The sequence below is a fragment of the Nitrobacter hamburgensis X14 genome, from assembly GCF_000013885.1.
Classification (GTDB): Bacteria; Pseudomonadota; Alphaproteobacteria; order Rhizobiales; family Xanthobacteraceae; genus Nitrobacter; species Nitrobacter hamburgensis.
Window position 1 is genome coordinate 965460 of record NC_007964.1, and the last position, 24275, is coordinate 989734.

The window sequence follows — 24275 nt, forward strand, 5'->3', positions numbered from 1 at the left end:
CTAGGAGGCGGACTTGCCTGGCCTTGTTTATATTGTGGACGACGATGCTTCGTTTCTGACAGCGGTTGAACGCCGTCTGAAACTTGCTGGCTATGAAGTCGAAAAATACTCGTCGGCTCAAACGCTGCTGGATCGTCTTCAGGGCTCGGAAAGACCGGGATGCGTCTTGCTCGACGTACGGATGCCTGGACTGAACGGGCTGGAATTGCAAAGCCGCCTCATCAAGCTCCATTCGATCTTGCCGGTCGTCTTCGTCACCGGCCATGCTGACATCCCAACGACCGTACGAGCCATCAGAGCAGGCGCCGAAGACCTCCTGATCAAACCGGTACCATCCGAACAACTGATCGGCGCGATTGAGCGCGCCCTGGCGCGCCATGAGTCAGTCCGCAGCCAACGGAGCAGGCTCGATACGGTTCTCGCTCTTCTTGCAAAATTGACGCCCCGCGAGCGACAGGTCTTCGATCTGATCGTGCGCGGGAGGATCAACAAGCAAGTTGCCAGAGAACTGGGAACGACCGAGCGCACCGTGAAGGCGCATCGTCATGAGGTGATGGAGAAGATGCGGGTGCACTCGCTCGCGGAACTGGTTTCGATCGCGGAACGGCTTGGCCTGATTGATCCCAACGAAAATACCGGTAGCTAACCGATACTTTTGTCCGCCGCCAAAATTCTCCGGACCGTGTACACAAGGACAATATAAAAATTGGTCGGCATGGCGTTTAAATGAACGTGGAGGAGACTTAAAGCATCTCGGTTGACGAGCGTCTCCAGCACCGTTGAAACGAGCCATGGTGCGATGGACCTGCAGCGCGTTCTTGGAATGATGATGATATCCAAATCCAAGGCGATCTTTATAGTGGACGATAATCCGTCGATGCTCAAAGGCATGAAACGGTTGTTGAGAGTGCATGGTTTCAACGTAACACTGTTCGATTCCAGTGCCGCGCTGCTGGGTCATGCTGATTTCGACGACGCCTTTTGCGTTATCCTTGACATCGATCTGAATAATGAATCTGGCATAGACTTGCATCGTCAACTTGCCGGCAGAGGCGTCAAGCTGCCAGTCATCTTTATTACCGGCAACGATAGTGACGCGAACCGCTCGGCCGCAATCGACTCGAGGTGCATCGCGTACCTGACCAAGCCATTTTCGGCAAGGTCGCTGATCGAGTCAGTCAAAAAAGCGCGCAGAGCGTCATTCTAGCCGATCGGTCGGATTCTCTCCTCGACACAGCGAGTTGAGAAAAATTCAATTCAATAAACCGGCAACGATGGGGATGGGCCACCCGACAGTGTCCATGGTCCCGGGACGCCGTTCGATCGTCTATCGGTTTGGCTTTAGAAGTTCGTCGAGAGCTTGATCCAGATCAAGCTGCGTGGGGCTCGACGCGTCGCCTATGTCGCCAGGATTTACGACAACTTGTGTCTGATATGAGTTCTCTGGATGTTGCTGCCAGTTCGCCGAGGCGCGGCGACGAAACGGTACAGATATCGCTGCTGCTCGCCTTCGCCGGCGGTTATCTCGACGCCTATACTTGGATTATCCACGGCGTGATGGCCAACGCGCAGACGGCCAACTTGGTCTTGCTCTGGGTTCACGGCACGGTTGGCGAATGGGAACAAGCCGTTCGTTTTGTTCCTCCGATTGCCGCATTCGCGGCGGGCGTTGTCATCGCGGCGTGGATGCGTCGCTCCATTGGAGATCGGGCCACTACGATCAGCACGCTCATCGAAATTGTGCTGCTGGTCGCGGTCGGTATCCTGCACAATCGGCTGCCGGATCTGGCGGGCACGCTCGGCATTTCATTCGTTGCCGCGATGCAAACGGCGATCTTCACCAGGGTCGAAGGGGTGGCATACAACTCGGTGATGATCACCGGCAACCTGCGCCAGGCGATTGAAGGGCTGGTTGCCGTGGTTTCCGGGCAACTCAGTTCGCTTCGCCGCTCCGGAATCTTCTTCGCACTGTGTGTCGCTTTTGGCATAGGGGCGGCCGTGGGCGCCTATGCAACGAGGGGCAGACCAAACCTCGCTCTTAGTCTGCCGGTGGGAGCCTTGCTGATCGTCTTGTTCCGCCGCGAGATACGTCCCAACAAGGAGTGCCCATGAAGTTGCGCGCGTTTCAGCGAGCGGGCTGGACACGGATTTTTCCGTCGTTGACGTGGCTTGCCGAATATAAATCATCCTGGTTGCGTCATGATGCGATCGCCGGAGTGACACTCGCCGCCTATGCGATCCCAGTGTCACTGGCCTATGCGGGCCTTGCGGGGTTGCCGCCCGAGGTCGGCATTTATGGTTATCTGCTTGGCGGCTTGGGTTATGCTCTCATTGGGTCATCCCGCCAGCTTGCCGTTGGTCCCACCTCCGCAATCTCGCTCATGATCGCTGGCAGCGTCGGGACGCTGGCAGGGGGGGACGCGATACGTTTCGCTCAGATCGCGAGTCTTTCGGCATTCGCTGTGGCGCTGCTTTGCCTGATCGCCTGGCTTTTCAAGCTGAGCATTCTTGTGCGTCTGGTTAGCGACAGCATTCTCGTCGGCTTCAAGGCGGGGGCTGGCCTTACAATTATAATGAGTCAGTTACCGAGCCTGTTCGGCGTAGCCGGTGGCGGTCACAACTTCTTTGACCGCGCAATTCACCTCGCAGGTCAGGTCGGCAACATCAATCTGCTCGTATTGGCAATTGGAGTTGCGGCGATCGTGCTCTTGCTCCTCGGCGAGCGATTCCTGACGGGCAGGCCTGTCGGACTTACGGTGTTGGCGTTGTCGATTCTCATGGCAACCTTGTTCGGACTTCCGGCACTGGGCGTACCTGTCACCGGGAATATACCGGAAGGATTGCCTGCCTTCGAGGTGCCCACTTTCGGAATGCTGGATTTCCAAGAGCTATTTCCGATAGCAGCCGGATGTCTGCTGCTGGCCTATATAGAAGGCGTCTCGGCGGCCCGGAGTTTTGCGGCGAAGCATGGATACAGCCTTGATGTTCGGCAAGAGTTTTTGGGGCTCGGGGTTGCCAACCTCGCAGTTGCATTTGGCCACGGGTATCCCGTCGCAGGCGGATTGTCGCAGTCCGCCGTCAATGATACGGCGGGAGCGCGCACGCCTCTGGCATTGCTGTTTTGCTCGCTTACCCTCGCGCTCTGCCTGCTTTTCTTTACGGAGTTGCTGACCAACCTTCCGCGGGCAGTGTTGGCTGGAATTGTCATTACTGCGGTTTACAAACTGGTCGACGTCCGCGCTCTCCTTCGCATGTGGAAAGTGAGCCGTATCGACTTCTATGCCGCGGCTATTGCCCTCGTGTCCGTGTTGCTGCTTGGGATCCTCCAGGGTGTGCTGCTTGCTGCCCTTGCATCCATCTTCCTGCTGCTTGTCCGAGCGTCGCAGCCCAACATAGCGTTTCTCGGACGGCTTCCTGGGTCGGGCCGCTATTCCGACAGCGTCAGGCACGAGGGCGTGGAGCCGCTGGTTGGTATTATTGCGTTCCGCCCTGAAGCCTCGTTGCTCTACATCAACGCCGAGACGATTCTGGAGGCCGTTTTGAAAGCGCTGCGAAAATCGTCTGACGTCAGGTTGGTTGCCTGCGATCTTTCGGCATCTCCCTACATCGATCTGGCTGGGGCACGGATGTTGCTCGATCTCTATGATGAGCTGACGTCGCGTCATATAGCGTTCTGCATTGCCGGCGCTCACGCGCAGTTGCGTGAGTTGCTACGGGCTGAAGGGCTGGCTGAGAAGATGGACAGCAGCGATTGGCTCCGCACGCTCGACAGCGTGCTGGGCGAGGACAATGCCAGCGAGCGATCTGGTCTCCGGAACGAACGGCCGCATGGACGGTGACCTGCTCTCGAGTTCGACGGCGATCGAAGCCTATGCCTCTGCAGACGGGTAGACCTATCTGACGTCCAATTGCCTGCATTCGCCGCAGCCTGGCGAGTTGTTTCAAGAGAGCGAGACATTGACTTGGATCAAGGTGGCAGAACGGTAAGGGGAAAATGTCCAACGACACCAGCCCGCACAAGCGCGTCGATCAATTCTCTCGCGGTTCGGTTCGGAGCTGCCGGTTCATCGGAGCGTGAGTCATCAAAGGGAAACGTCATGAAAAGGTCTAGCATAAGCGTCGCCCTGGTTGTCTTGGTCGTGGGCGCGGCTGCCATCGGTACGCCAGCCCGCGCTGAAATAGGTCGTGTCGCAGTGATCTTCACCAAGGGCGGGTTGGTGGTAGGAGTAGGTCGCGGCGAGGGCGTGCTGACGCTCCGGGGCAACCACTATCGGTTCACTGTATCGGGCATGAGCGTCGGCTTCACGATCGGAGCCTCGACCACCAAGCTTGTTGGACGGGCCCTCAATCTGAAGGGACCGACTTCGATCGAAGGCATATACAGCGCCGTCGGAGCCGGGGGTGCCCTTGTGGCTGGGGCGGGTGGGGTTCAATTGCAGAACGCCAATGGTGTGATATTGCAACTGAGTGGTCCGAAGGTAGGCGCCGAAGCATCGGTCGCACTCGCTGGGGTATCGATACGCTTGAAATAGCTACGAACCAGTCGGACCGCGCAGTTTGCGGCCCGGTCCACTCAGTAACGTTCCGTCACGAACGTCATCCCACGCAGGCCCGCCTGGTCGTCAAAGCGTTCCTTCGTGGAACGCTTTGGCAGCTTGATCTTATCCCGATGCATGCGTTTATGCGGAATCAACTTTAGCAGATGCGCGATGCAGTTCAGCCGTGCTCGGCGCTTATCGTCGGAGCGAACGATGTACCATGGCGAGTCCTTCGTGCTTGTCGCCTTCAGCATCAGGTCTCGCGCCTCCGAATAGTCGTACCATCGTCGGTAGGATTCCGTATCCATCGGACTTAACTTCCATTGCCGCAGCGGATCGTCGATTCTCGCCTTGAAGCGACGCTCCTGTTCGCCCATTCCGACCTCAAGCCAGAGTTTGATCAGGATGATGCCCCCTTCGATGATATATTTTTCCATCTGGGGACAGAGGGAAAGGAATCGTTTGTGCTCGGCCGGCGTACAGAAGCCCATCACATACTCTACGCCGGCGCGGTTGTACCAACTCCGGTCGAAGATCACGATTTCACCTGCAGCCGGAAAATACTGCATGTAGCGTTGAAGGAATAACTGCGTTTTCTCGCGATCGGACGGAGCTGGCAAGGCGGCGACGCGAAACACGCGCGGACTGACCTTCTCCGTAATCGCCTTGATCGTGCCGCCCTTGCCGGCGGCATCCCGGCCCTCGAACAGGACGATGATCCGAAGCTTGTTCGCCTTCACCCATTCCTGGAGGTAGCAAAGCTCGACCTGGAGCTTTCCCAGCTCCTTCTCATAGGCCTTCCGCTTCATCCGTGGCGTGTCCGCGTCGGTTGACATGCTCACCTTCCGCTGCTTCAGATCGAACTCCATCGCGATTGTCCTCAGTCTCCCCAAGAAATAGTGATGGCGATATCGCCCGGAATACCCCCGGGGTAATCAATGATCTGGTAGCTAATGCGATAGCCCCGCGGTTTCAGGTAGTCGCCCCAGAGCTGGAAGATTTCCTTCGGTATCCCCGTCAGTGTGTTCTCCCAACCGGATTCCATCTGATTGATGGCGCGGCCACCATCTGTGCACAGCGAGTTGGGAAACCGATACACCTGTACCTCGGTTAGTCCGTTTCGCACCGCTCGCTGGATGATGGTCGAGGCGAGTTGGATTTTCTCCTCCTCGGATTTGCCTGACGGACGACTGAGCCGCTCGATCAGCGCATGTTTCTCGGCTTCGGCGGCTGCCGCCAGGCGGGCATATTGATCCGCCTTTTCGGCCTCCTTGAGGGCCGCTTCTTTCCGGATATTTTTCGCACTGGGAATAAGATCATCGATGCTGCCTGGCATGACGAGGGACTCCTGACGATTGTTTTACTTCAGCGTTGCCATGAGGCTAGGCCGGGTCGATGTCGTTGCCTTGATCCAAATCAAGCAATTCGCATCGGCGGCACGTACCGTGCACACAAGGTCTCTAGCGGCCAAGGGTCGGTTCAGGGGGGGACAGAGTTGAACGAGCAGATACATCCGATAGCCCCGCACCATCTGCCCTTTTATCTTGCCCCCGGGGACGGAACTGATGTCCTTTTGGTGGCGATGGGCATCTTTCTGGTTGCCGCCCTGATCTGGGTCGGAACGCTATATTTACGGTTGCACAGCTTGCCGGAGCGGATGGCTCACAAGTCGGAGAAATTGCAATTCGAGATCGTAGCCATCTTGGGCCTGCTGGCACTCTTTACGCACATCCACCTGTTCTGGGTTGCGGGACTGCTGCTTGCCATGATCGATATCCCCGATTTCGGTACACCGTTGCGCAGCATCGCGGGCTCGGTCGAAAAGATAGCAGACACCAAGTTGGATGTAGGTGCTGAAGAGAAGCGAGAAGCCAAGTCGGCCTCGGCCCCACGTGCAGCCGATTCTCCTGAGAAGAAGAGTGACAGTGGCGCAGAGGAGGCGATGGGCAGCCATGTTTGAGCTAATCATTTGCTCCCTTGTGACTATCCTTCCCGATTATCTCTATCGCCGCTATCTCCAGAACAAGCGGTTTGGAAAAGAGATCACGTTTTATTCGGTTTGGTACGAGCTCAGATGGGGCATCACCGGATGTCTACTGCTTACGATCTCGCTGATAACGATGATTTTCTATTTTCATCCCTCGACCAACTCCGCCACGCTGTTCTTCAGGACGGTCCCGATTCTTCCCGAGGTGTCGGGACGGGTGGCGGAGGTCAATGCCAACTTCAGTGCGCCGGTCTCCAAGGGAGACGTGATCTTCAGGCTCGATAGTTCAAAACAGGAGGCGGCACTTGAAACGGCCAAGCGGAAGATTGCTGAAGTCGTGCCGCAACCGTGACAGCGGAGGCCGACGTTACGAAGGCAGAGGCCCAGATCCAGGAAGCAAGGAGCGCCCATCAGCAGGCCGAGGACGAATTGAATGTGAAGAGCGAGCTGCAGCGTCGCAATCCCGGGATCGTCCCGCAACGCGACATTGAAAAACTGCAGGTGGTTGTGGATCAGCGTCAAGCTGGAATCGACGTCGCAGTGGCCGGCAAGCAGTCCGTGGTCGCCCGGGTCTCGACGCTCTTGCCGGCGGAAAAGGCGAGCGCCGAAGCGTCGTTGGCGCAGGCACAGGTAGATCTGGACAAAACCTTCGTCCGCGCTGGCGTTACGGGACGGGTCGAGCAGTTCGCGCTGCGCGTAGGCGATGTCGTCAATCCACTAATGCGGCCCGCAGGGATTCTCATCCCGGAGGGCGCTGGCCAGCGGGTGCTGCAGGCCGGGTTCGGCCAGATTGAGGCTCAAGTCATGAAGGAAGGGATGGTGGCGGAGGCGACCTGCATCTCCAAGCCTTGGGTGATCATCCCGATGGTCGTGACCACGGTTCAGGACTATATCGCCGCTGGTCAGTTTCGCGGCGGAGAGCAATTGGTAGAAGCGCAGAGCGTTGCAAGACCCGGCACAATCCTTGTCCACCTGGAACCCCTCTATAAGGGCGGTCTCACAGGGGTGACGGCTGGCAGCAGCTGCATCGTCAATGCCTACACCAGCAATCACGACGAGATTGTTGCAAAGGAGACCAGCACGGCCCGGAAAATCGTCCTGCATGTGATCGACGGCGTTGGATTGGTGCATGCACTACTGCTTCGGATCCAGGCGCTGCTCCTGCCGATTAAGACACTGGTGCTGAGCGGTCACTGACAGCTTCAAGGAGGAGGCTATGAGTATGCTCCGAAAGCTCGTCCTTGCTACGGCTATTGCAGCAAGCTCCGTCCTGCTGTCGCCGCAGGCGGTAAATGCGTTCGAGCTTTCCGGTGCGTGGGCCACGAGCACGGAACTATGCAGCAAGGTATTCGCTCGCAAGGGCCGTGCAAACCAGGTCGGTTTTACGAATTTTTCGGGTGCTTACGGCGGCGGATTCATCGCTGAAGCCAATCGCCTAAGAGGGAAGTCCGGGAACTGCGTGATCAAGTCGAAGAACGAAAGCGGTCAGACTGTCAACCTGGTGGTCGCTTGCGCCTCAGGCGTCATGCTTTCAAAAATCCAGTTCTTCCTGAAGGTGATCGATGCCGACACCATCATCCGGGACTTTCCGGGCATAGAAGAAATGAATGTCGAGTATCACCGGTGCCGTATTTAGCGAATTGCAATTTGACCGATGGAGTTTGACTTAGATCAATAGAAATTCGCGTGCATGCGACCGAATGGCGTTGGCTAATGGAGAAACGCCATGAGTGTCAGACAAAGAACGAGCACATTGATTCTGAGTGCAGCCTTGGGCGCGGTCGTCATCGCATTCACCGGGGATACGGCGCGGGCGGACGATGCAGCAAAGTTTCTCAAGGCGATGACCGACTACACCGCCGCGCAGAAATCGATTTCAGCGACTTTCGACAGCGATATCGAGGTCATCACACCCGAGCTGGAAAAAATCCAGTTTACGAGCTCTGGAAAACTACAGCTCACGCGGCCGGACAAGTTGAAGATCAGTCGGACCGGCGGCTATGCCGACGTTCAGATGGTTTACGACGGCAAGACGGTTTCGATTTACGGTAACAATGCGAAGGCTTATGCGCAGGCTGATCTCGCCGGCACGATCGATCAATTGGTTGATCTGATTCAGGCAAAATCCGGCGCGGCAATGCCGGGCACGGATTTGCTCCTCTCCCATGCCTATGACGAGTTGATGTCTAACGTCATCCTGGGCAGCCATATCGGGCAGGGGGTGGTCGATGGCGTTGAATGCGAGCACCTGGCGTTCCGTGGGATCGATAGCGACTGGCAGATCTGGATCGAGAGCGGCGCGCGGCCGATACCTCGAAAATACGTGATCACCAGCAAGACGGTGGCCGGCGCGCCGCAATATACACTCAGGATCAAGAACTGGACGACGGATGAAAATACGGATGCGGATACCTTCGTGTTCAAGCCACCCGCCGGCGTGACCAAGGTCGATCTGGATTCCGGCGCCATGGCAGAATTCGACGAGCTTCCCCCTGGTGCACCGTCAGGAGCAAAAAAATGATCGCGTCACGAAAAATCATTATGTCGGCGGCTGTCCTTGCAGCCTTCACTGCAGGACTGTGCTGCAACGACGGCAACGTCGTCAGCAATGGAGCGTTCTCCGAAGCCGAGGCCAGGATCGGTCGGCCGCTCACACCGATGAGCTATGCCGGGGTCGCCCGCAGGACGACGCGCCGGGCCGTTGCCGCTGGCGCTGCCGTGGGTGCTGTCGGCGCCGCGGGCGCATATTATGGATCCTCATGCGTCCAGGTCGTGGATGCCTACGGTCGGGTCACTACGCGCTGTTGACGGCTTTTCTGCCTCGGCTGAGACCATTGGCTGTAGTTCGCCTGCACTGAAAAGTGCTACAATGCAGCCGTTCGGACAGCCGGGGTACGAGGATGAACGGACGCGTCCCGATGGTAGCGACTAACCCATCCTGGATGGGTCTCGTTACTCGTCTATGCGTCTGCCTGCTGGTCTGGGCGAGCATCCCGTCCGAGTTTGCACGCGGTGCTCAAAGTCGCGAGATCAAGCGAGTGTTGATCCTGCATTCCTTTGGACGGGATTTCAGACCATGGGGACTATATGCCAAAGCCATTCGGGAGAATCTGGAACGGTTGTCGCCGTGGCGGATCGATATTCAGGACCACTCGTTAGTTTCCGCACGTTCCGGCGATGAAAATCCTGAGTCGCCGTTTATTGCCTACCTGAATGCGCTTTATTCCGAGCACCCTCCGGATATCGTCATTGCCATCGGCGCCCCTGCCTCGAATTTTGTTCAGCATAACCGCCAACGTTTGTTCACTCAAATTCCCCTGATACTGACGGCTGTCGAGCAGCGTCGTATCCAGCTCTCGAATTTGCCGGATAACGACACCATTATTGCTGTTTCTCACGATTTTCGTCTTTCTTTCGAGACGATCCTTCGTGTTCTTCCCGGCACGGAGCGCATTGTCGTCGTGAACGGAACGTCGCCCAACGAGAAATTCTGGCTCGGCGAGCTCCGCAAGGACGCGGCATCTCTCGAGAAGAAGGTTGAGTTCATCTGGCCCGATGATATTTCGTTCCAGGATTTTTTGAAGAAAAGCGAAACGCTGCCGCCCAACACGGCCATCTTCTGGCATCTGATGAACGTCGACGCAACGGGGATTTCTTACGAGGGCAATACCGCGCTTCGGCAACTCCACGGAGTGTCCAATGCTCCGATGTTTTCTTACGACGATGGCTTTTTTGGCAATGAGATCGTTGGCGGGCCGATGTATTCCGTTCTCGAAATTAGCAGGCTTACGGCTGCCGTGGCGGTTCGTATCCTTAGCGGACAAAAACCTCGCGATATAAGGCCCGCCGCGATCAAATATGCCAATCCCAAGTTCGATTGGCGGGAAATGCAGCGCTGGGGCATCAGCGAGAGTAACCTGCCTCCGGGAAGCGAAGTCCTGTTTCGCGAGCCCCGCATCTGGGGAGTATATCGTTGGCAGTTGTTGTTGATTGCGGCTGTAATCCTGGTCCAGGGAGCGTTGATCGGCGGACTGCTGCATGAGCGTCGTCGCCGTCGTCTTGCCGAAGCCGAATCGCGCCAACGCCTGACCGAGCTTGCGCATATCAACCGTAATTCGGCGGTCGGCGAACTGACGACTTCTATCGCGCATGAGCTGAACCAGCCGCTGGGCTCAATTCTTACCAACACCGAAACAGCCGAGATCATGTTGAAGAGCTCTTCACCGAATCTCGATGAAATGAAGGAAATTCTCGCTGACATCAGGCGTGACGATCAGCGCGCCAGCGAAGTGATACGTCGGCTACGCAGCGTGCTGAAGAAAACACCATTTGAAATGACATATATCGACTTGAACGAAACGGTGCGACAAGTGATCGGGTTTATCGCAACCGTAAGTCGCGGTCGCGATATCGCATTGAAGTACAGCACGTGCTCGGCCGACCTGAACGTCATGGGAGATGTTGTTCATCTGCAACAAGTCTTTCTGAATTTGATTATCAACGCGATGGACGCGATATCCGAAGCGGAGGCAAGGGAGCGGGAAGTCAGCGTTACCACGAACCGTTCGGGCGCCAGCGCGGAAATCAGGATTAGCGACACTGGCCCGGGTATCGCGATCACCGATCTCAAGTACGTTTTCGATCCGTTTTTCACGAGAAAACCGCAGGGCATGGGCATGGGGCTTGCGATCGTCCGCTCCATCGTCGAAGCGCACCACGGACAGATTTCTGCAGCAAATCAGGCATCCGGCGGCGCGCTTTTCACGATCAGGCTTCCGATTGCCCGCGATCGATCTGCTTCGGCCTGATACATGCGGCCACGCTGCCCTCGCGCCGCAGCAAAGCGATGCCGTTGGTTCGTTGATCTTTATCAAAGAACGAACTCGGCTTGGATCCATTTTTGCAGCGATGAACCTAAGGAGAGGTGTGATGTTCCGCTGCGGCAAGACCCTGATCACGCTCGCATTGCTAATGGCGAATCCTGTCGCCGTCTCCGCCCAAACGGCCGATAATCCGCCGGGTCCCAGCAGCACGCCGCAACTAGCGACCAAATCGTTGCCTGGTGCAGAGCTGTTGAAGCCCGAGCAACTCGAAGCGCTGGCTTCCCCGATTGCGCTCTATCCCGATGAACTGCTGGCAAACGTACTGGCGGCGTCGACCTATCCGCTGGAAGTCGTGCAGGCCGATCGCTGGCTCAAGGAACGCAAAACCCTGAAAGGCGATGCGTTGAAGAAGGAGGTTGAAAAGCAATCGTGGGACAACAGCGTCAAGGCGCTTTCGAGCACTCCAGACGTCATTTCTATGATGAGCGATAAGATCAACTGGACCAAGGGTCTCGGTGATGCCGTTCTCGCGCAGCAGGCAGATGTCATGGATGCAATCCAGCGCCTGCGTTCCAAAGCCTATGACAGCAAGAAGCTTGTTACCACCAAGCAGCAGAAAGTCAGTGTTCAGACACAGGAAAACAAGCAGGCGATCGTCATCGAGTCGACCAGCCCCGATACGATGTACGTGCCGTACTACGATCCGGCAGCGGTTTACGGGACTTGGCCCTATGCAGAATATCCACCCTACTACTTCGGGTATCCGTCCTATATCGGCGCGGGAGTGATCGCAACGGGGCTCGCGTTCGGCACGGCTTGGGCGATCGGGCGCTGGGGCAACTATTGGGGTGGCGGATTCAACTGGGGCAACCGCAATCTGTACGTCAACCACCACAACAGGATTAACAGCGCCGGAAACAACTGGCAGCACAATCCGGCGCATCGCCAAGGCGTGCGATACAACAATGCGAATGTTCAGCAGCGCTTCGGTAACAACAATCTGAAGGCCGGTGCCTCGAACCGCATGGATTTTCGTGGCCGCGATGGACAGCAGGTGCTTCGCCCGGGGCAGGATCGACCTGGCGGTGGAGATCGCGCAGTGGGGGATCGTGCAGGCGACCGTGCGGCCTCACGTGACCGGCCGGGCGGTGGCAATCGGCCGGGCACAGCGGATCGTGCCAAGGGTGGTGGCGGCCGTGCCAAGGCAGGTAACAGGGCTGCTAATCGTGCTGGCGGCGCGGCGCGCGGTGGCGGTGGTCGTGGCGGTGCCATGAACATATCGTCGGGCAGGGCGGCTGCCGCGGCCTCGGCTCGCGGTTATGCGAGTCTGAGCGGGCGAGGAGGTGCTGCCAGCTTCGCTCGACGCGGTGGCGGTGGTTTCCAGCGCGGTGGCGCTGCCCTCCGTGGCGGAGGTGGCGGTTTCCGCGGTGGTGGCGGCGGCTTCCGTGGCGGCGGACGGCGGTCCGACGTCAAGTTGAAACACGACATCGTACTGCTGGGTTATCTCGCCAACGGCCTCGGCTACTACCGCTTCAGCTATCTCGGTAGCAGCGAGTCATATGTCGGCGTGATCGCACAGGAAGTGCAGAGCCTGGTGCCGCAAGCCGTGACCCGCGGTAGTGATGGTTACCTCAGAGTTTACTACGAGAAGCTTGGATTGAAGCTCCGAACTTACAGCGACTGGTTGGCTACGGGTGCAAAAATTCCTGCGCCGCTGGAGGTATCGCCATGATCAAGTCAATGTGGATCTCCCGCGCCGCTTCGACGGGTGCAACGGCAATCGTAGCGGTCGCGCTGTCGATCGGTGTGAGCCAAGCTCAGCAGGCTTTCTCTTCGCCGGAAGACGCGGCGACGGGACTGGCCACGGCGGTCAAGACTGGCACGAGCGCCATTCTGAAAGTCCTCGGCAGAGGTGCTGAAGACGTGGTCGAATCCGGCGATAGCGTTGCTGACAAAGAGATACAAGAGCGTTTTCTTTCCGCTTACGATGCCAAGCACTCCATCAAGGCTGAGGGAAACAAGAAGGCCACGCTCATTCTGGGCGCCGATGAATTTCCGTTTCCAATTCCACTTGTCAATCGCAAGAGCGGTTGGGAATTCGACACGGCCGCCGGGCGTGTTGAGATTCTTTCTCGCCGCATTGGACGCAATGAGCTGGATGCGATCCAGGCCTGTCTCGCTTTCGTAGATGCCCAGAACGAATATGCCGGGAAGGATCGTACAGGCGAAGGTGTTGGCGTTTACGCGCAACGCATTGTCAGCAATCCGGGCAAGAAGGACGGACTATTCTGGCGCGACGATCGCGACCCCAGCCCGCTTGGCGAGTTGGCGGCGCAAGCATCATCGGAGGGTTATAAGGTCGATGGGCACGGCGTCCCGTATCACGGATATTTCTTTCGAATATTAAGAGGGCAGGGGGCCGATGCCCTCGGAGGTGCTTTCAACTACGTCGTCAAGCGCAAGATGATCGGTGGTTTCGCGCTGATTGCCTATCCTGCCGAATACGGCAACTCTGGCGTCATGACCTTCATGGTCAATCACGCCGGCACTGTCTATCAAAAGGACCTCGGTGAAAGGACGGAATCTCTCGCTAAACGCATCATTCTGTTCGATCCGGACCGGACTTGGAAGAAGATCGATGCAACGAAACCTTGAATGCAGTAGAAACGATGACGTCACGGACCAACGCCGGCGATTCACGGCCTTGCCCGTTAGCGGATCATCGACCTCTGCCAGTGGCAGGGTGGCGAGCGTGCGCAAAACCTCTTCCCGGCGTTCCGGCAGCACGGACACCACCCCGCTTGAAATGTGGATGGTTGCTTGCTCCGTCATGAGGCGCTTCTCCGATGCGCGCTGCCTAGGATGATGGCATCACCCGGGCACACACTGGCGCATTCGCCGCATCCCGTGCAGACGGCTTCATTGACAATAGCTTGGGGAGGGAGGTCAGTTCTGGGACGGAAGCGAATGGCAAGTTCTGGACATGCATCTTCGCAGGAACGGCATACGATGCCGGCTTCGGCGAGGCAGGCGTCGCCGATGACGGCGACTGGCCTGGAGAGGAGTTGGCCGCGAAGGAATGCCCGGCGCGAAGGTCCTGGGTTATCATGACGACCTCATGTCCCCGGGGGGCCGGGTGGCCCTAGGATCAATTGGGACATCCAGACAAGAAATCCATATCCACCAACGACGCCTACGGCTATTACCGGCCAGACAAAGGCGGCGATAACGGCAAATACGATCAGTTCCTCACGCCGGCCGGTCTCACGTGCGTTGTTCGGCTGCGCGTCATTGTTATCTAACGTGTCGACCATGCGCCCTAGATCCTCAAAATCGAGCAACTTTTGAGCCAGCCGTACGAGGGATACTCGCCGTGCGAGTCTGCTACATAGCGAGCCCGAAGCGTCGCTGCTTGATCTGGATCAAACAAACGCGGGCAACCCTTAATCACGGCAATCCAGAAGATCCTAGCGCGCTTGGTCGGGCTTCTGGCTCACCGTTTCGATGAGACCCAGATGGTCGGCAATGTTCTGTGCGGCATGGGCGAAGAAGGCACGTCCATCACGAACACATGATTAATTCGCCGGCCGCTGCGACGCTAAGCAACAGCTTGTCGGTGTTGAAATCGACTGCCTTTGCAGCCGCGGCCATGCTGTCCAATGCATCGACTATCTTGAAGCCGGGAATGTCGAGCTCGACTGATCGTTCATTTGTTTGACCTAAATCAAAGCTGGAGATGCTAGCGCTCCGATGGTCAGGGCACACGCCGCATTGTCACCCTCAATATCGAGGGCGTCTAACTTGTCAGTCTAGGCCGGTGGGAGATGCACCATGAAGGCAAGCGCAGCCCTGAGGAAGGAAGCTAAGGCCGGTGATTGCTGGAACGATTTTCAGCCTGGAGATTGGCTCAGTTCCATCAACGTTCGCGATTTCATCGTACGAAACGTTGCGCCTTACACAGGCGACGAAGCTTTTCTCACTGGACCATCGCAGCGCACCAAGGCCGTCTGGGCGAAATTGCAGCCGTACTTCGCCGAGGAACGGAAAAAGGGGGTGCTTGCAGTCGATGCTCAAACTCCCTCGACATTGCTTGCACACAAGGCCGGCTACATCGATCGCGACAACGAAATCATCGTGGGTCTTCAGACCGACCAGCCTTTCAAGCGGGCGATTTTCCCCTTCGGCGGCTTGCGGATGGTCGAAACGGGCCTCAAGGCGGCGGGCTACGAGCCCGACCCGGCTGTTCACGAGGCTTTCACGAAATACCGAAAATCACACAACGACGGCGTCTTCGACGCCTATACACCTGAAATCATGAATTGCCGAAGGTCCGGGATTATCACCGGCCTGCCGGATGCTTACGGTCGTGGCCGTATTATTGGGGACTACCGGCGGGTAGCTCTTTACGGGATCGACCGCCTTCTCGCGGCCAAGCGAGCCGAGCGGGAACAGATCGATGACATGTGGCCGAGTGATGACATCATTCGGTTACGCGAAGAACTGTCCGACCAGATGCGCGCGCTCGAAGACCTCTCCTCGATGGCCAAGCTTTACGGCCACGACATATCGAAGCCTGCTCGCAATGCCCAGGAAGCATTTCAATGGACCTACTTTGCCTATCTGGGGGCAATCAAGGAGGCCAATGGGGCAGCAATGTCCATCGGCCGTATATCGAGCTTCCTCGACATCTACATCGAGCGGGATCTGAAGCAGGGCGTTTTGGACGAAGGCAAAGCTCAGGAACTTTGGGATCAGCTGGTGCAGAAGCTTCGCATAGTCCGTTTTCTGCGCACGCCCGACTACGATGCGCTGTTTAGTGGAGACCCTTATTGGGCGACCGAGTGCGTCGGCGGTATGGATCTGGACGGACGCACGCTGGTGACCAAGAGCAGTTATCGCATGCTGCATACGCTTACAAATCTTGGCCCGGCACCCGAACCGAACATTACAGTTCTGTGGTCCAACCATATGCCCGCAACATTCAAGCGCTACTGCGCCAAGGTCAGCCGCGATACATCATCTCTTCAGTACGAGAATGACGATCTCATGCGTCAGTTCTGGGGTGACGATTATGGCATTGCCTGTTGCGTTTCGGCGATGCGCCTGGGCAAGCAGATGCAGTTTTTCGGTGCCCGCGTAAACCTGGCGAAGGCGCTGCTGTATGCGATCAATGGCGGTCGCGACGAAGTCTCAGGCGAGCAGGTAGCTCCCCGGACGCTGCCGGTCGCGGGCGACTTCCTCGACTACGACGATGTGATGGCCAAGTTCGATACCATTATGGAGTGGCTGGCACGCACATATGTCCACGCGATGAACTGCATCCACTATATGCACGACAAGTATTTCTACGAACGCCTGGAGATGGCGCTCCATGATCGCGATATTCTCAGGACCATGGCATTCGGCATCGCCGGCCTGTCGGTGGTGGCCGATAGCCTCAGCGCGATCAAGTACGGCAAGATCCGCGTGGCCCGCGATGCGGCAGGATTGGTGGTTGATTATCAGAATGAGGGGAATAAGGCGACGCCGCAATTCGGCAACAACGACGACCGCGTTGATCAAATAGCGTCGGACATCGTCACCAGCTTCATGGGAAAGATACGAAAGCACCCAACCTACCGCAATGCGACGCACACACAGAGCGTGCTCACCATTACTTCGAACGTAGTTTACGGCAAGGCTACGGGAAATACTCCCGATGGCCGCCGCAAGGGCGAGCCGTTCGGGCCGGGCGCGAACCCGATGCACGGTCGAGACAGCCACGGCTGGCTCGCCTCATGCCTGTCGGTTGCAAAGCTTCCCTATAAAGACGCGCAGGACGGCATTAGCTACACGGTTTCCGTCGCTCCACAGAAGACGCATCTGTCGGAAGGCCAGCTGATCGATGAAGCCGTCAAGGCGTTCGACGTCTACTTCGATCGAGGCGGATTCCATATGAATCTGAACGTGATTGATAGAGATACGCTCGAGGATGCGATGAAGAATCCGGATAAGTACCCTCAGCTCACCATTCGAGTCTCTGGCTACGCCGTCAACTTCGTCCGCCTTACGCCGGAACAGCAGAGAGATGTGATCAGCCGCACTTTCCACGGCCAGATCTGAACCGAGGTGCACCATGTCGACGGTGCAGATACTTGAACCCGGAAGTCGCTATGACCTCCGGGCGGGAATTTCACCCGACGCGCCAGACGAAGGCCAGCTCAAGGATGAAGAGGGCACATTCGGGTATTGCCACTCCTACGAAACTTCGTCCCGATATGATGGGCCGGGTCTGCGCGTCGTGCTCTTCGTCTCCGGCTGCCTGTTGCGTTGCACGTACTGCCACAATCCGGATACGTGGCATCTGAAGGATGGGACGTACGTTTCGGCCGATCATGTGCTTCGTCGCCTGAGTGATTTCGTCCCCGCGCTTCTTCCGCTTGGTGGGGGTCTTACAATTTCCGGCGGCGAGCCGATGGTTCAACTTGCATTCACCCGGCGGATATTCGCCGGAGCAAAGGCATTGGGTCTGCACACGGCCATTCAGACCTCGGGATTTCTGGGAGATCGTGCCGACGAAAATTATCTGTCGAACATCGACCTCGTGCTGCTCGACATCAAAAGCTCGGATCCCGACACATACCGGCGAGTGACAGGTCACGACCTCGCACCGACGCTGCGCTTTGCCGAACGGCTCGCTTCGCTGTCCAAGCCGGTGTGGGTGCGCTTCACGCTCGTTCCCGGCGAGACCGACGATCCCGCCAACGTCGACGGCATCGCTCGATTCGTCGCGCCGATGAAGAATGTCGAGTGGGTGGAGGTGCAACCGTTCCATCAGATGGGTTCTTTCAAGTGGAAGGCGATGGGGATCGACTACAAGCTGCTCAACACGCCGCCTGCCAGCAATGACTTGGTAAACCGGGTGATTGGACAGTTCCACGCAGCAGGGTGCCAGGTGCGTTAAGACCGACAACAGGGGCTCGGGAGGAAACGAAAATGTTGGACCTTGCCCGTGAGATCATCGGAAGCCAGCCGATACTGACGGCATTTCTGGCGATCGGATTGGGCTACCTGGTCGGTCAGATCAGTATCGGTGGATTTTCTCTCGGTGTCGGCGCGGTTCTTTTCGTCGGTCTTGCCATCGGTGCGCTCGCGCCCAAAGCCCAGATCACGGGACCCATCGGGCTGACGGGATTGATCATGTTCCTGTATGGGATCGGAATCCTTTACGGCAGGCAGTTCTTCGAAGGCATGGTCGGCGTTGGGCAGAAGTACAATCTGCTGGCGCTTGTCGCATGCCTGTCCAGCTTGTTGGTTGCGCTTGGGCTCGGACACATTTTCGGTATCAAGATCGGACATACGCTCGGTATTTATGCGGGATCAGTGACAAGCACTGCCACGCTCCAGGCTGCGCTCGACGTTATGAAGAACAAGGATCCGTCGATCGGCTATTCGATTGCTTACCCCTTTGGGGTCATCGGCCCGATCCTGTGCATCTACTTCATGACCCGGATGGTAAAGCCGAAGTTTCCGGTTAAAGCGCAGCGGTTCCAGATGGGCGAAATTTCGATCGGCAAAAGCCATGCCGGAAAGAGACTCGACGAGCTGATGGCTGGGGCGCTCAGCGAAGTACAGGTCACGATGGTTCGAAAGGGCGGGCACAACTTCGTTCCGGCAGCCGATATTGTCTTGTCCGCCGGTGACGCCATTCTCGTGGTCGCGGAGCAGACTGAAGCGATTGCCAAAGCGGCCGCCGCGCTCGGGAAACTGGAGTCGGGCCGCTTGGCCAGCGACCGCGCGGATCTTGATTACATCAGAGTCTTTGTCGGGAAAGCCAGCGTGGTCGGAGTGCCCCTTGCCAGTCTTCCTATGCCATCCGGCTTTCCGACGCGCCTATTGCATGTGCGTCGCTATGATGCCGACCTCGTGCCGGCGCCGGACCTGATGCTCGAATTCGGCGATCGGATCGGAGTGCTGACGCCCCCGGACCGCAAGGATGAGATTCGGCGTCACTTCGGCGATACCGTCAAGGCCGCGGCCGAATTCAGCTACGTTTCACTCGGAATCGGAATGGTGATGGGCGTCTTGCTTGGGCTAGTTCCGATTCCGATTCCTGGGATCGGCGTGGTGACGCTTGGTGTTGGAGGGGGACCGCTAATCGTCGCTCTCATCCTCGGCAAATTGCGCCGTACGGGTCCGATGCTCTGGACCATGCCGTTACCAGCGAACATTGTCTTGCGAAACTTTGGACTTGCGATGTTCCTTGCCACCGTCGGCGTCAACGCAGGGCAGCCCTTTGTTCGAACCGTCGCGGAATCCGGGCTCACTATGTTCTTTATCGGGGTTGCGGTTCTGCTGACGACGGTATTCATCGTCTTGGTGGTCGGCCACTACGTTCTGAAAATCCCGTATGACGATCTCGTTGGCGTGGCATCCGGCGCCACAGGAAACCCGGCGATTCTCGTCTATTCGACCAAGATGGCGCCGACCGAACGGCCCGACATCGGTTACGCTATGATCTTTCCTTCCATGACACTGGTGAAGGTGATCGCGGCGCAGATCGTGGGTCTCCTTATGGCTGGGAGCAGTGCCGGCTAGCGACTGATCAGGGCCGGCCTTGCAATTCATGATCAGGAATTCGCGGATCGGCGGTGCCGGCGAAAGTCGCTTACCGAACCAGAGCGGTGCCAGACGGTTACGTTCGTCGATGAACCGGGCACAGGAGACACAGCATGGCTGATCAGGCATCCCCGACGCAACCACCTATCTTCAATTCGTAAGCTTACACGTCGGCAGAGATCAAGGAGGTTATCGAGCATGACGAGGTTCCAGGTGAGTCTCGTATCCCCGGAAAGCCTGTTATTTTCTGGCCAGGTTGACCAAGTTGATCTGCCCGGCATCGAAGGCGATCTTGGTGTCCTTGCTGGTCACGCACCAATCGTTGTGATGCTTCGTCCGGGGATCGTGACGACAGTCGCAGGAGATATCAGGGACAGGTTCGTAATCCTCGGAGGCTTGGCGGAATTCTCGCAGGGAGAACTGACGATCCTAGCGGATTCAGCGTCGTCCGTCGATGGCTTTGATCTTACTCGATTAAAGGCGCAGATCGACGAGATGCAGGAAAGCCTCGCAAAGCAATCCGTTGGCGACGAACTCGATCGAGCTGTTGCCAAGTTCGATCACTTCAAGGCAATCCACACTGCTCTGGCCCCGGCGACCGCCTTCTAGAGGGGCTTGCGACTTGCTGCCGGATAAGATCGTTATCGGCATACGGAAAACCCGAGGTTGGCCGGAAACCTTCTGTCGTCGTCCAAAGCGCGCTGGACATATCGCAGACGAAGCGCCTTCAATTTCCGGCCTGAATCTGGCTCAGGGCGAAGTGGTAGAACTCTTCCATTTTCAATGCGACCACCTGTGCGGAAACGTTCTTCTGCGCGAGATCCTTCGAGACTTTGCGCAGGATGTCGTCGTCGCTTTGATTTCCCAGATTTGTGGTGACCAGTTCATTGGCGTAGGTCCCGGCAGCGTCTTCGGTCAGACCGAGCTGCGCAGCGGCCCAATTACCCAACATCTTGTTGCGCCTTGCCGTCGCCTTGAACCTTATCTCCTCATCGTGGACAAATTTGTTTTCAAGGCCTGTTCACGTTTGTCGAAAGTCGTCATGATCGAGGTCCTTTTCGGCAATGCCCTCACGTCGGTATAGCATCCGCGGTGCTACCGCATCGCGCAGGCCGTCCAAAACGATCGGATGATCTTCTTTTCGACTGAACATTGCTCATGATCCGCCGAATGCCCGTTACGATCCGCTCGGTCGGCGGTGCTGGTCTAGGCGAAGTCTCTGCGCTCTCAAGCGCTTTATCTCATCGTCGAGTGCGTCCATTTCTTCAGTACGTCGCGCCTTTTTGGATTTTTCCGCATCGGCGGACCGTAGTTTTTCCAGCGCTTTCTGGACAGAGAGTTTTGGTGTGTCGGTCATTACAAACCTCCAAGTGAAAAGCATCTGAATAAGAGCTGCCTTCCAGTTGAGACAAGGGAGCAGCTCCCGACCTGATGGTCTTCAACTCGCTCGTCAGCGCAAGGCTCACTACTTCCAAGCTATGCTCCAGACCCTACGCATTCGTCCGTTGATCTAGATCAACACGGGTCGTGCTGTGGAGGAGTGATTCTACGCTCGATTTCCGCTGAGATCTTCAAGCGGGCAATTGTCTCCTTAACGAAGTGATTGGAGACTATTGGGCGGCCAAATGGTTCCAGCGGCAGTCATACACCTTTTCGTGCTCTGCTGCCTTCCATTCAATCGACGCCCGGACCGGTACGAAACCGTGACCGTCGCTCCATTCTTGGCGCCAACTTAGGTTGCCGATGTCACATGTGAATATGCTTTGTCGAAAACCAAGTAAGGAGGCGGCTAGTACCATGAGCTCCCTGCTAAGGGAAATACGACATACCCCGTTGCTCTGGTTGCTGATATTTGTGCCAGCCGTACTGATTGCGGCAAGAATTGTGCCTGCCGCTCACACGCTGCTGTTTGTGTTGGCAGTCGTGGCAATCGTTCCGCTCGCCGCCCTCCTTAGTCATGCTACCGAAGCCATCTCTGAAAAAACGGGTGATGCAGTTGGCGGGTTGCTTAATGCGACGCTTGGAAATCTGACAGAGTTGATTATCGCAGTGACAGCACTCCATGCTGGAGAGTATATGCTGGTGAAGGCGTCGATTGCCGGCGCTATCGTCACGAATTCGCTTTTTATGCTGGGAGCCTCTTTTTTGTTGGGCGGCCTTCGGTACCACGTTCAGGAATACAATCGCGCCGGAGGAAGGATGCATTCGGCGCTGTTGTTGATGGCGACGATTGCGTTACTCGCGCCGGCGGCGGTCTCCGAACTCGATTTGGCGCGGGGCGAAGTGATGACCCAGAATTTCAGCCTCGCCCTGGCGATCTTGCTTATCGTGGCATACGGATTGAGCCTGCTATTCTCGCTCAAGACCCATAAGGAGCTTTTTGCGAGCGAAGATCGCGGCCAGGCGGAGGAGGCAAAGTGGCCGATCAACCTCGCGATCGGAACACTTTTCGTTGTTACGGTGTTGGTGGCGCTGGTGAGCGAAATCTTCGTGGAGTCGGTGCAACATGCGGCGGCGACGCTGGGGATGAGCCCGGCTTTCGTTGGATTCATCATTGTAGCCTTGGTCGGTGCTGCGGCTGAAATGGCGGTAGCATTTTCTGCCGCGCGCAAGAACCGCCTGGATATGAGCGTCAGTATCGCGCTCGGAAGTGCGTCCCAGATCGCGCTATTTGTTGCACCGGTACTTGTACTTCTGAGCTACGTCGTCGGACCCAAGCCAATGGATCTGCAGTTTTGGCCGGGTGCAGTGACGATGGTAATGATCGCTACTGTGACGGCGACCTTTGTCACGAACAGCGGTCGTTCGGCATGGTTTATTGGCGCTCTGCTATTGTTCATCTACGCTGTATTCGCCATGACCCTCTACATGGTTCCGCCTGGATCGCATGGATCGGTCTGATGTCGTTGCGCCCTAATCTTGCGCGTGGCTAAATAGCGTGGTTGGCGCAATATTGGGAAAGGTGTTGCGGTGTACCGGAGGTAAACGAAATAGGCGCCACATGCGAGCAAGTTTCTGCGGCTGTTCTGCTATGTTTTTAGCCCTCATTTCATGTGCGCCATATAGCGCGGCGGCGCAAGTTCTTACGCCGTTCCGCTATGAATACCAGGCGCAACGCCATTGTCCGGGGGATTCGATCGTCTGGCTCGATTTCGGAAGAGAGCGTTACTACCTGAAAGGTCAGAGGCGCTATGCTTCGGGGTATACGGCAGCTTCGTATGCAGGAATGAGGCCCGGGATAGCGGCTATCGGCGCTCGCCCTTGGGATTGAGGTAGACCCAATCCGGCGCGCGGACGCGCAATCCGGCGCCATGTCTTCCGGCGACATCTCCATTTCGTAGCGCGTTTCTGGCGCGCCGCGTGCCTTCGGAGAGCTCGGTTCAGGTAATAGGGATCGGTCCCGAGGTTACCAGCCGTAATAGTAATGCCGCGCTGCGTAGCCGGGATAATTGCCCTCGTAGCCGTAGGGAGAGCAATAGTCATCGGCATAGCCGCTACCATAGGCAACGCTTCCATCGTAATAAGGATAAGCGTCGCCGTAGTAGGCCGAACGTGCGATCGCGCCGCCGACGATCGCGCCTGCCGCGACCCCGCCCAAACCCCATCCCCCATACCCCCAGCCCCCGTGGCCCCAGCCGCGATAGCCGGCCCCACCTCGATAGCCCCAGCCTCCGTGCCAGCGGCCGTAACGCACTTGCAGGACAGGCGTGTCCAACGCGGCTTTCATTGCGGCGGTACTGGTTGGCAAAGGCGCCGCTTCACCCTGTGGGGCAAAGGCACCGGTGGTGGTGATGGCAAGTGCGGCTAGAAACACTGCTTTGACGAGATTCATGACTTCCTCCGCCGTGGTTGACACAGGAACGAACTCAGCCGACTGATGGTCGAGGTGTTCGACGCATGGTCAGCTAAAGATCATAGCAAGGGGATGCTTTCAGTGCCGGGGAGGCTGGCTTTGATTTGAATCAATGCCGGGTGGCTTTCCGTAGATGAGGTGCCTGCCGGTCTCGCTGCGCGGCGGGTCTGGTCCGGATGGACAACTATTGAAAGCTCCAACTAGGGTAGCGAAAGTAAGATCTCCCGCGAAGCATGTTCCCTGATCTCGATCGGCTAGATCGCTGTTTCTCGATTCTATTTCCCTGTTTTGAGTGCTAGGGATTTCGCGCTAAAGTACTGTAGTATCAAGCATTTATCCGACGAGAACCGCTTCCATCTCGCTAAAGCCATGAAAATCCCTGTTAAATTCCCTGTTTGCAGGGAATTCGTCTGGAGAAAGGCGCGATCAGCACTGCGCCGCCAGCCAGAAAACAGCAAGTGGCTGAAAACACAAAG

Annotated in this window: 24 protein-coding genes and 2 pseudogenes; 20 read left to right on the forward strand and 6 right to left on the reverse strand. The window is 57.2% G+C overall.

Annotation, left to right across the window (positions count from 1 at the left end; genetic code table 11):
- Positions 1 to 13: 13 nt before the first annotated feature.
- The 5 genes from NHAM_RS04510 to NHAM_RS04530 all read left to right on the forward strand — a co-directional run bounded on the left by NHAM_RS04510 (position 14) and on the right by NHAM_RS04530 (position 4532).
- Complete coding sequence (locus NHAM_RS04510) at positions 14 to 646, forward strand: response regulator transcription factor (protein ID WP_011509436.1); 633 nt, start codon at positions 14 to 16, stop codon at positions 644 to 646.
- 111 nt (positions 647 to 757) lie between these two features.
- Complete coding sequence (locus NHAM_RS04515; RefSeq protein ID WP_347336432.1) at positions 758 to 1207, forward strand: response regulator; 450 nt, start codon at positions 758 to 760, stop codon at positions 1205 to 1207.
- Positions 1208 to 1434: 227 nt separating this feature from the next.
- Complete coding sequence (locus tag NHAM_RS04520) at positions 1435 to 2112, forward strand: YoaK family protein (protein WP_011509438.1); 678 nt, start codon at positions 1435 to 1437, stop codon at positions 2110 to 2112.
- The gene (locus tag NHAM_RS04525) at positions 2109 to 3839 is read left to right on the forward strand and encodes a SulP family inorganic anion transporter (RefSeq protein WP_011509439.1); all 1731 of its coding nucleotides are present in this window, start codon (positions 2109 to 2111) and stop codon (positions 3837 to 3839) included. The genes NHAM_RS04520 and NHAM_RS04525 overlap by 4 nt, the downstream gene beginning before the upstream one ends.
- Positions 3840 to 4097: 258 nt before the next feature.
- On the forward strand, positions 4098 to 4532 hold the full coding sequence (locus tag NHAM_RS04530; protein WP_011509440.1) for a hypothetical protein: 435 nt from the start codon (positions 4098 to 4100) through the stop codon (positions 4530 to 4532).
- Positions 4533 to 4573: 41 nt separating this feature from the next.
- Here the strand turns inward: NHAM_RS04530 and ppk2 are convergent, their stop codons facing one another.
- Together ppk2 and NHAM_RS04540 are read right to left on the reverse strand one after the other, a co-directional pair.
- Entirely contained in the window at positions 4574 to 5374 is an 801-nt protein-coding gene (gene ppk2 / locus NHAM_RS04535; RefSeq protein WP_041358753.1) for a polyphosphate kinase 2, read from the reverse strand.
- Positions 5375 to 5418: 44 nt separating this feature from the next.
- Positions 5419 to 5874, reverse strand: coding sequence for a hypothetical protein (locus tag NHAM_RS04540; RefSeq protein ID WP_011509442.1), 456 nt, complete (start codon positions 5872 to 5874; stop codon positions 5419 to 5421).
- Positions 5875 to 6033: 159 nt separating this feature from the next.
- Here NHAM_RS04540 and NHAM_RS04545 point away from each other — a divergent pair, with 159 nt between their 5' ends.
- The 8 genes and pseudogenes from NHAM_RS04545 (at position 6034) to NHAM_RS04580 (ending at position 14003) form a co-directional block, all read left to right on the forward strand.
- Positions 6034 to 6498, forward strand: a complete 465-nt coding sequence (locus tag NHAM_RS04545; RefSeq protein ID WP_011509443.1) for a hypothetical protein — start codon at positions 6034 to 6036, stop codon at positions 6496 to 6498.
- A pseudogene (locus NHAM_RS04550) lies at positions 6491 to 7722 on the forward strand (HlyD family secretion protein). The gene NHAM_RS04545 and the pseudogene NHAM_RS04550 overlap by 8 nt, the downstream one beginning before the upstream one ends.
- 25 nt (positions 7723 to 7747) lie before the next feature.
- Positions 7748 to 8161, forward strand: coding sequence for a hypothetical protein (locus tag NHAM_RS04555; protein ID WP_245269998.1), 414 nt, complete (start codon positions 7748 to 7750; stop codon positions 8159 to 8161).
- Positions 8162 to 8296: 135 nt separating this feature from the next.
- Positions 8297 to 9046, forward strand: a complete 750-nt coding sequence (locus tag NHAM_RS04560; protein WP_245269999.1) for a DUF2092 domain-containing protein — start codon at positions 8297 to 8299, stop codon at positions 9044 to 9046.
- Positions 9043 to 9333, forward strand: a complete 291-nt coding sequence (locus NHAM_RS04565; RefSeq protein WP_011509446.1) for a hypothetical protein — start codon at positions 9043 to 9045, stop codon at positions 9331 to 9333. Before NHAM_RS04560 ends, NHAM_RS04565 begins: the two co-directional genes overlap by 4 nt.
- 110 nt (positions 9334 to 9443) lie before the next feature.
- Entirely contained in the window at positions 9444 to 11333 is a 1890-nt protein-coding gene (locus tag NHAM_RS04570; protein WP_245270000.1) for a sensor histidine kinase, read from the forward strand.
- A 121-nt stretch (positions 11334 to 11454) separates the two neighbouring features.
- Positions 11455 to 13080 carry a DUF3300 domain-containing protein gene (locus tag NHAM_RS04575; protein WP_011509448.1) on the forward strand — a complete coding sequence of 542 codons (1626 nt, stop codon included), beginning with the start codon at positions 11455 to 11457 and terminating at the stop codon, positions 13078 to 13080.
- Positions 13077 to 14003 carry a DUF2950 domain-containing protein gene (locus NHAM_RS04580; RefSeq protein WP_011509449.1) on the forward strand — a complete coding sequence of 309 codons (927 nt, stop codon included), beginning with the start codon at positions 13077 to 13079 and terminating at the stop codon, positions 14001 to 14003. Before NHAM_RS04575 ends, NHAM_RS04580 begins: the two co-directional genes overlap by 4 nt.
- A gap of 173 nt (positions 14004 to 14176) precedes the next feature.
- On the opposite strand, the gene NHAM_RS29205 is transcribed toward NHAM_RS04580, so the two are convergent.
- Both NHAM_RS29205 and napE read right to left on the reverse strand, forming a co-directional pair.
- Positions 14177 to 14389, reverse strand: a complete 213-nt coding sequence (locus NHAM_RS29205) for a 4Fe-4S binding protein (RefSeq protein WP_081435053.1) — start codon at positions 14387 to 14389, stop codon at positions 14177 to 14179.
- A 75-nt stretch (positions 14390 to 14464) separates the two neighbouring features.
- A complete protein-coding gene (gene napE, locus NHAM_RS24530; protein WP_081434947.1) occupies positions 14465 to 14662 on the reverse strand; it encodes a periplasmic nitrate reductase, NapE protein in 198 nt (65 codons plus the stop codon).
- A 517-nt stretch (positions 14663 to 15179) separates the two neighbouring features.
- On the opposite strand from napE, the gene pflB reads away from it, so the two are divergent.
- The 5 genes from pflB to NHAM_RS29210 all read left to right on the forward strand — a co-directional run bounded on the left by pflB (position 15180) and on the right by NHAM_RS29210 (position 21030).
- Positions 15180 to 17450 (forward strand): formate C-acetyltransferase, encoded by a 2271-nt coding sequence (gene pflB / locus NHAM_RS04585; RefSeq protein WP_011509451.1) that lies wholly within the window; start codon positions 15180 to 15182, stop codon positions 17448 to 17450.
- 13 nt (positions 17451 to 17463) lie between these two features.
- Positions 17464 to 18291: a pyruvate formate-lyase-activating protein gene (pflA, locus tag NHAM_RS04590; protein ID WP_011509452.1), complete on the forward strand. Its 828-nt coding sequence runs from the start codon at positions 17464 to 17466 to the stop codon at positions 18289 to 18291.
- A 32-nt stretch (positions 18292 to 18323) separates the two neighbouring features.
- Entirely contained in the window at positions 18324 to 19925 is a 1602-nt protein-coding gene (locus NHAM_RS04595; RefSeq protein ID WP_011509453.1) for an aspartate:alanine exchanger family transporter, read from the forward strand.
- A 219-nt stretch (positions 19926 to 20144) separates the two neighbouring features.
- Positions 20145 to 20555: a F0F1 ATP synthase subunit epsilon gene (locus tag NHAM_RS04600; protein WP_011509454.1), complete on the forward strand. Its 411-nt coding sequence runs from the start codon at positions 20145 to 20147 to the stop codon at positions 20553 to 20555.
- A gap of 13 nt (positions 20556 to 20568) precedes the next feature.
- Complete coding sequence (locus NHAM_RS29210; protein WP_430707695.1) at positions 20569 to 21030, forward strand: hypothetical protein; 462 nt, start codon at positions 20569 to 20571, stop codon at positions 21028 to 21030.
- Positions 21031 to 21123: 93 nt separating this feature from the next.
- Here the strand turns inward: NHAM_RS29210 and NHAM_RS24535 are convergent, their stop codons facing one another.
- Complete coding sequence (locus NHAM_RS24535) at positions 21124 to 21303, reverse strand: hypothetical protein (RefSeq protein WP_081434948.1); 180 nt, start codon at positions 21301 to 21303, stop codon at positions 21124 to 21126.
- Positions 21304 to 21743: 440 nt separating this feature from the next.
- Here NHAM_RS24535 and cax point away from each other — a divergent pair, with 440 nt between their 5' ends.
- Both cax and NHAM_RS27975 read left to right on the forward strand, forming a co-directional pair.
- Positions 21744 to 22847: a calcium/proton exchanger gene (gene cax / locus NHAM_RS04610; RefSeq protein WP_011509455.1), complete on the forward strand. Its 1104-nt coding sequence runs from the start codon at positions 21744 to 21746 to the stop codon at positions 22845 to 22847.
- A 130-nt stretch (positions 22848 to 22977) separates the two neighbouring features.
- A pseudogene (locus NHAM_RS27975) lies at positions 22978 to 23222 on the forward strand (hypothetical protein).
- A gap of 130 nt (positions 23223 to 23352) precedes the next feature.
- Here the strand turns inward: NHAM_RS27975 and NHAM_RS27455 are convergent.
- Positions 23353 to 23778 (reverse strand): hypothetical protein, encoded by a 426-nt coding sequence (locus NHAM_RS27455; RefSeq protein ID WP_011509456.1) that lies wholly within the window; start codon positions 23776 to 23778, stop codon positions 23353 to 23355.
- Positions 23779 to 24275: the final 497 nt, after the last annotated feature.

Bases quoted from the DNA above. Each gene is read 5' to 3' on its own strand.
- NHAM_RS04520 (WP_011509438.1), top strand. From the start codon at position 1,435: ATGAGTTCTCTGGATGTTGCTGCCAGTTCGCCGAGGCGCGGCGACGAA.
- NHAM_RS04525 (WP_011509439.1), top strand. From the start codon at position 2,109: ATGAAGTTGCGCGCGTTTCAGCGAGCGGGCTGGACACGGATTTTTCCG.
- NHAM_RS04530 (WP_011509440.1), top strand. From the start codon at position 4,098: ATGAAAAGGTCTAGCATAAGCGTCGCCCTGGTTGTCTTGGTCGTGGGC.
- ppk2 (WP_041358753.1), bottom strand. From the start codon at position 5,374: ATGTCAACCGACGCGGACACGCCACGGATGAAGCGGAAGGCCTATGAG.
- NHAM_RS04540 (WP_011509442.1), bottom strand. From the start codon at position 5,874: ATGCCAGGCAGCATCGATGATCTTATTCCCAGTGCGAAAAATATCCGG.
- NHAM_RS04555 (WP_245269998.1), top strand. From the start codon at position 7,748: ATGCTCCGAAAGCTCGTCCTTGCTACGGCTATTGCAGCAAGCTCCGTC.
- NHAM_RS04565 (WP_011509446.1), top strand. From the start codon at position 9,043: ATGATCGCGTCACGAAAAATCATTATGTCGGCGGCTGTCCTTGCAGCC.
- NHAM_RS04570 (WP_245270000.1), top strand. From the start codon at position 9,444: ATGGTAGCGACTAACCCATCCTGGATGGGTCTCGTTACTCGTCTATGC.
- NHAM_RS04575 (WP_011509448.1), top strand. From the start codon at position 11,455: ATGTTCCGCTGCGGCAAGACCCTGATCACGCTCGCATTGCTAATGGCG.
- NHAM_RS04580 (WP_011509449.1), top strand. From the start codon at position 13,077: ATGATCAAGTCAATGTGGATCTCCCGCGCCGCTTCGACGGGTGCAACG.
- napE (WP_081434947.1), bottom strand. From the start codon at position 14,662: ATGGTCGACACGTTAGATAACAATGACGCGCAGCCGAACAACGCACGT.
- pflB (WP_011509451.1), top strand. From the start codon at position 15,180: ATGAAGGCAAGCGCAGCCCTGAGGAAGGAAGCTAAGGCCGGTGATTGC.
- pflA (WP_011509452.1), top strand. From the start codon at position 17,464: ATGTCGACGGTGCAGATACTTGAACCCGGAAGTCGCTATGACCTCCGG.
- NHAM_RS04595 (WP_011509453.1), top strand. From the start codon at position 18,324: ATGTTGGACCTTGCCCGTGAGATCATCGGAAGCCAGCCGATACTGACG.
- NHAM_RS04600 (WP_011509454.1), top strand. From the start codon at position 20,145: ATGACGAGGTTCCAGGTGAGTCTCGTATCCCCGGAAAGCCTGTTATTT.
- NHAM_RS24535 (WP_081434948.1), bottom strand. From the start codon at position 21,303: ATGACCGACACACCAAAACTCTCTGTCCAGAAAGCGCTGGAAAAACTA.
- cax (WP_011509455.1), top strand. From the start codon at position 21,744: ATGAGCTCCCTGCTAAGGGAAATACGACATACCCCGTTGCTCTGGTTG.
- NHAM_RS27455 (WP_011509456.1), bottom strand. From the start codon at position 23,778: ATGAATCTCGTCAAAGCAGTGTTTCTAGCCGCACTTGCCATCACCACC.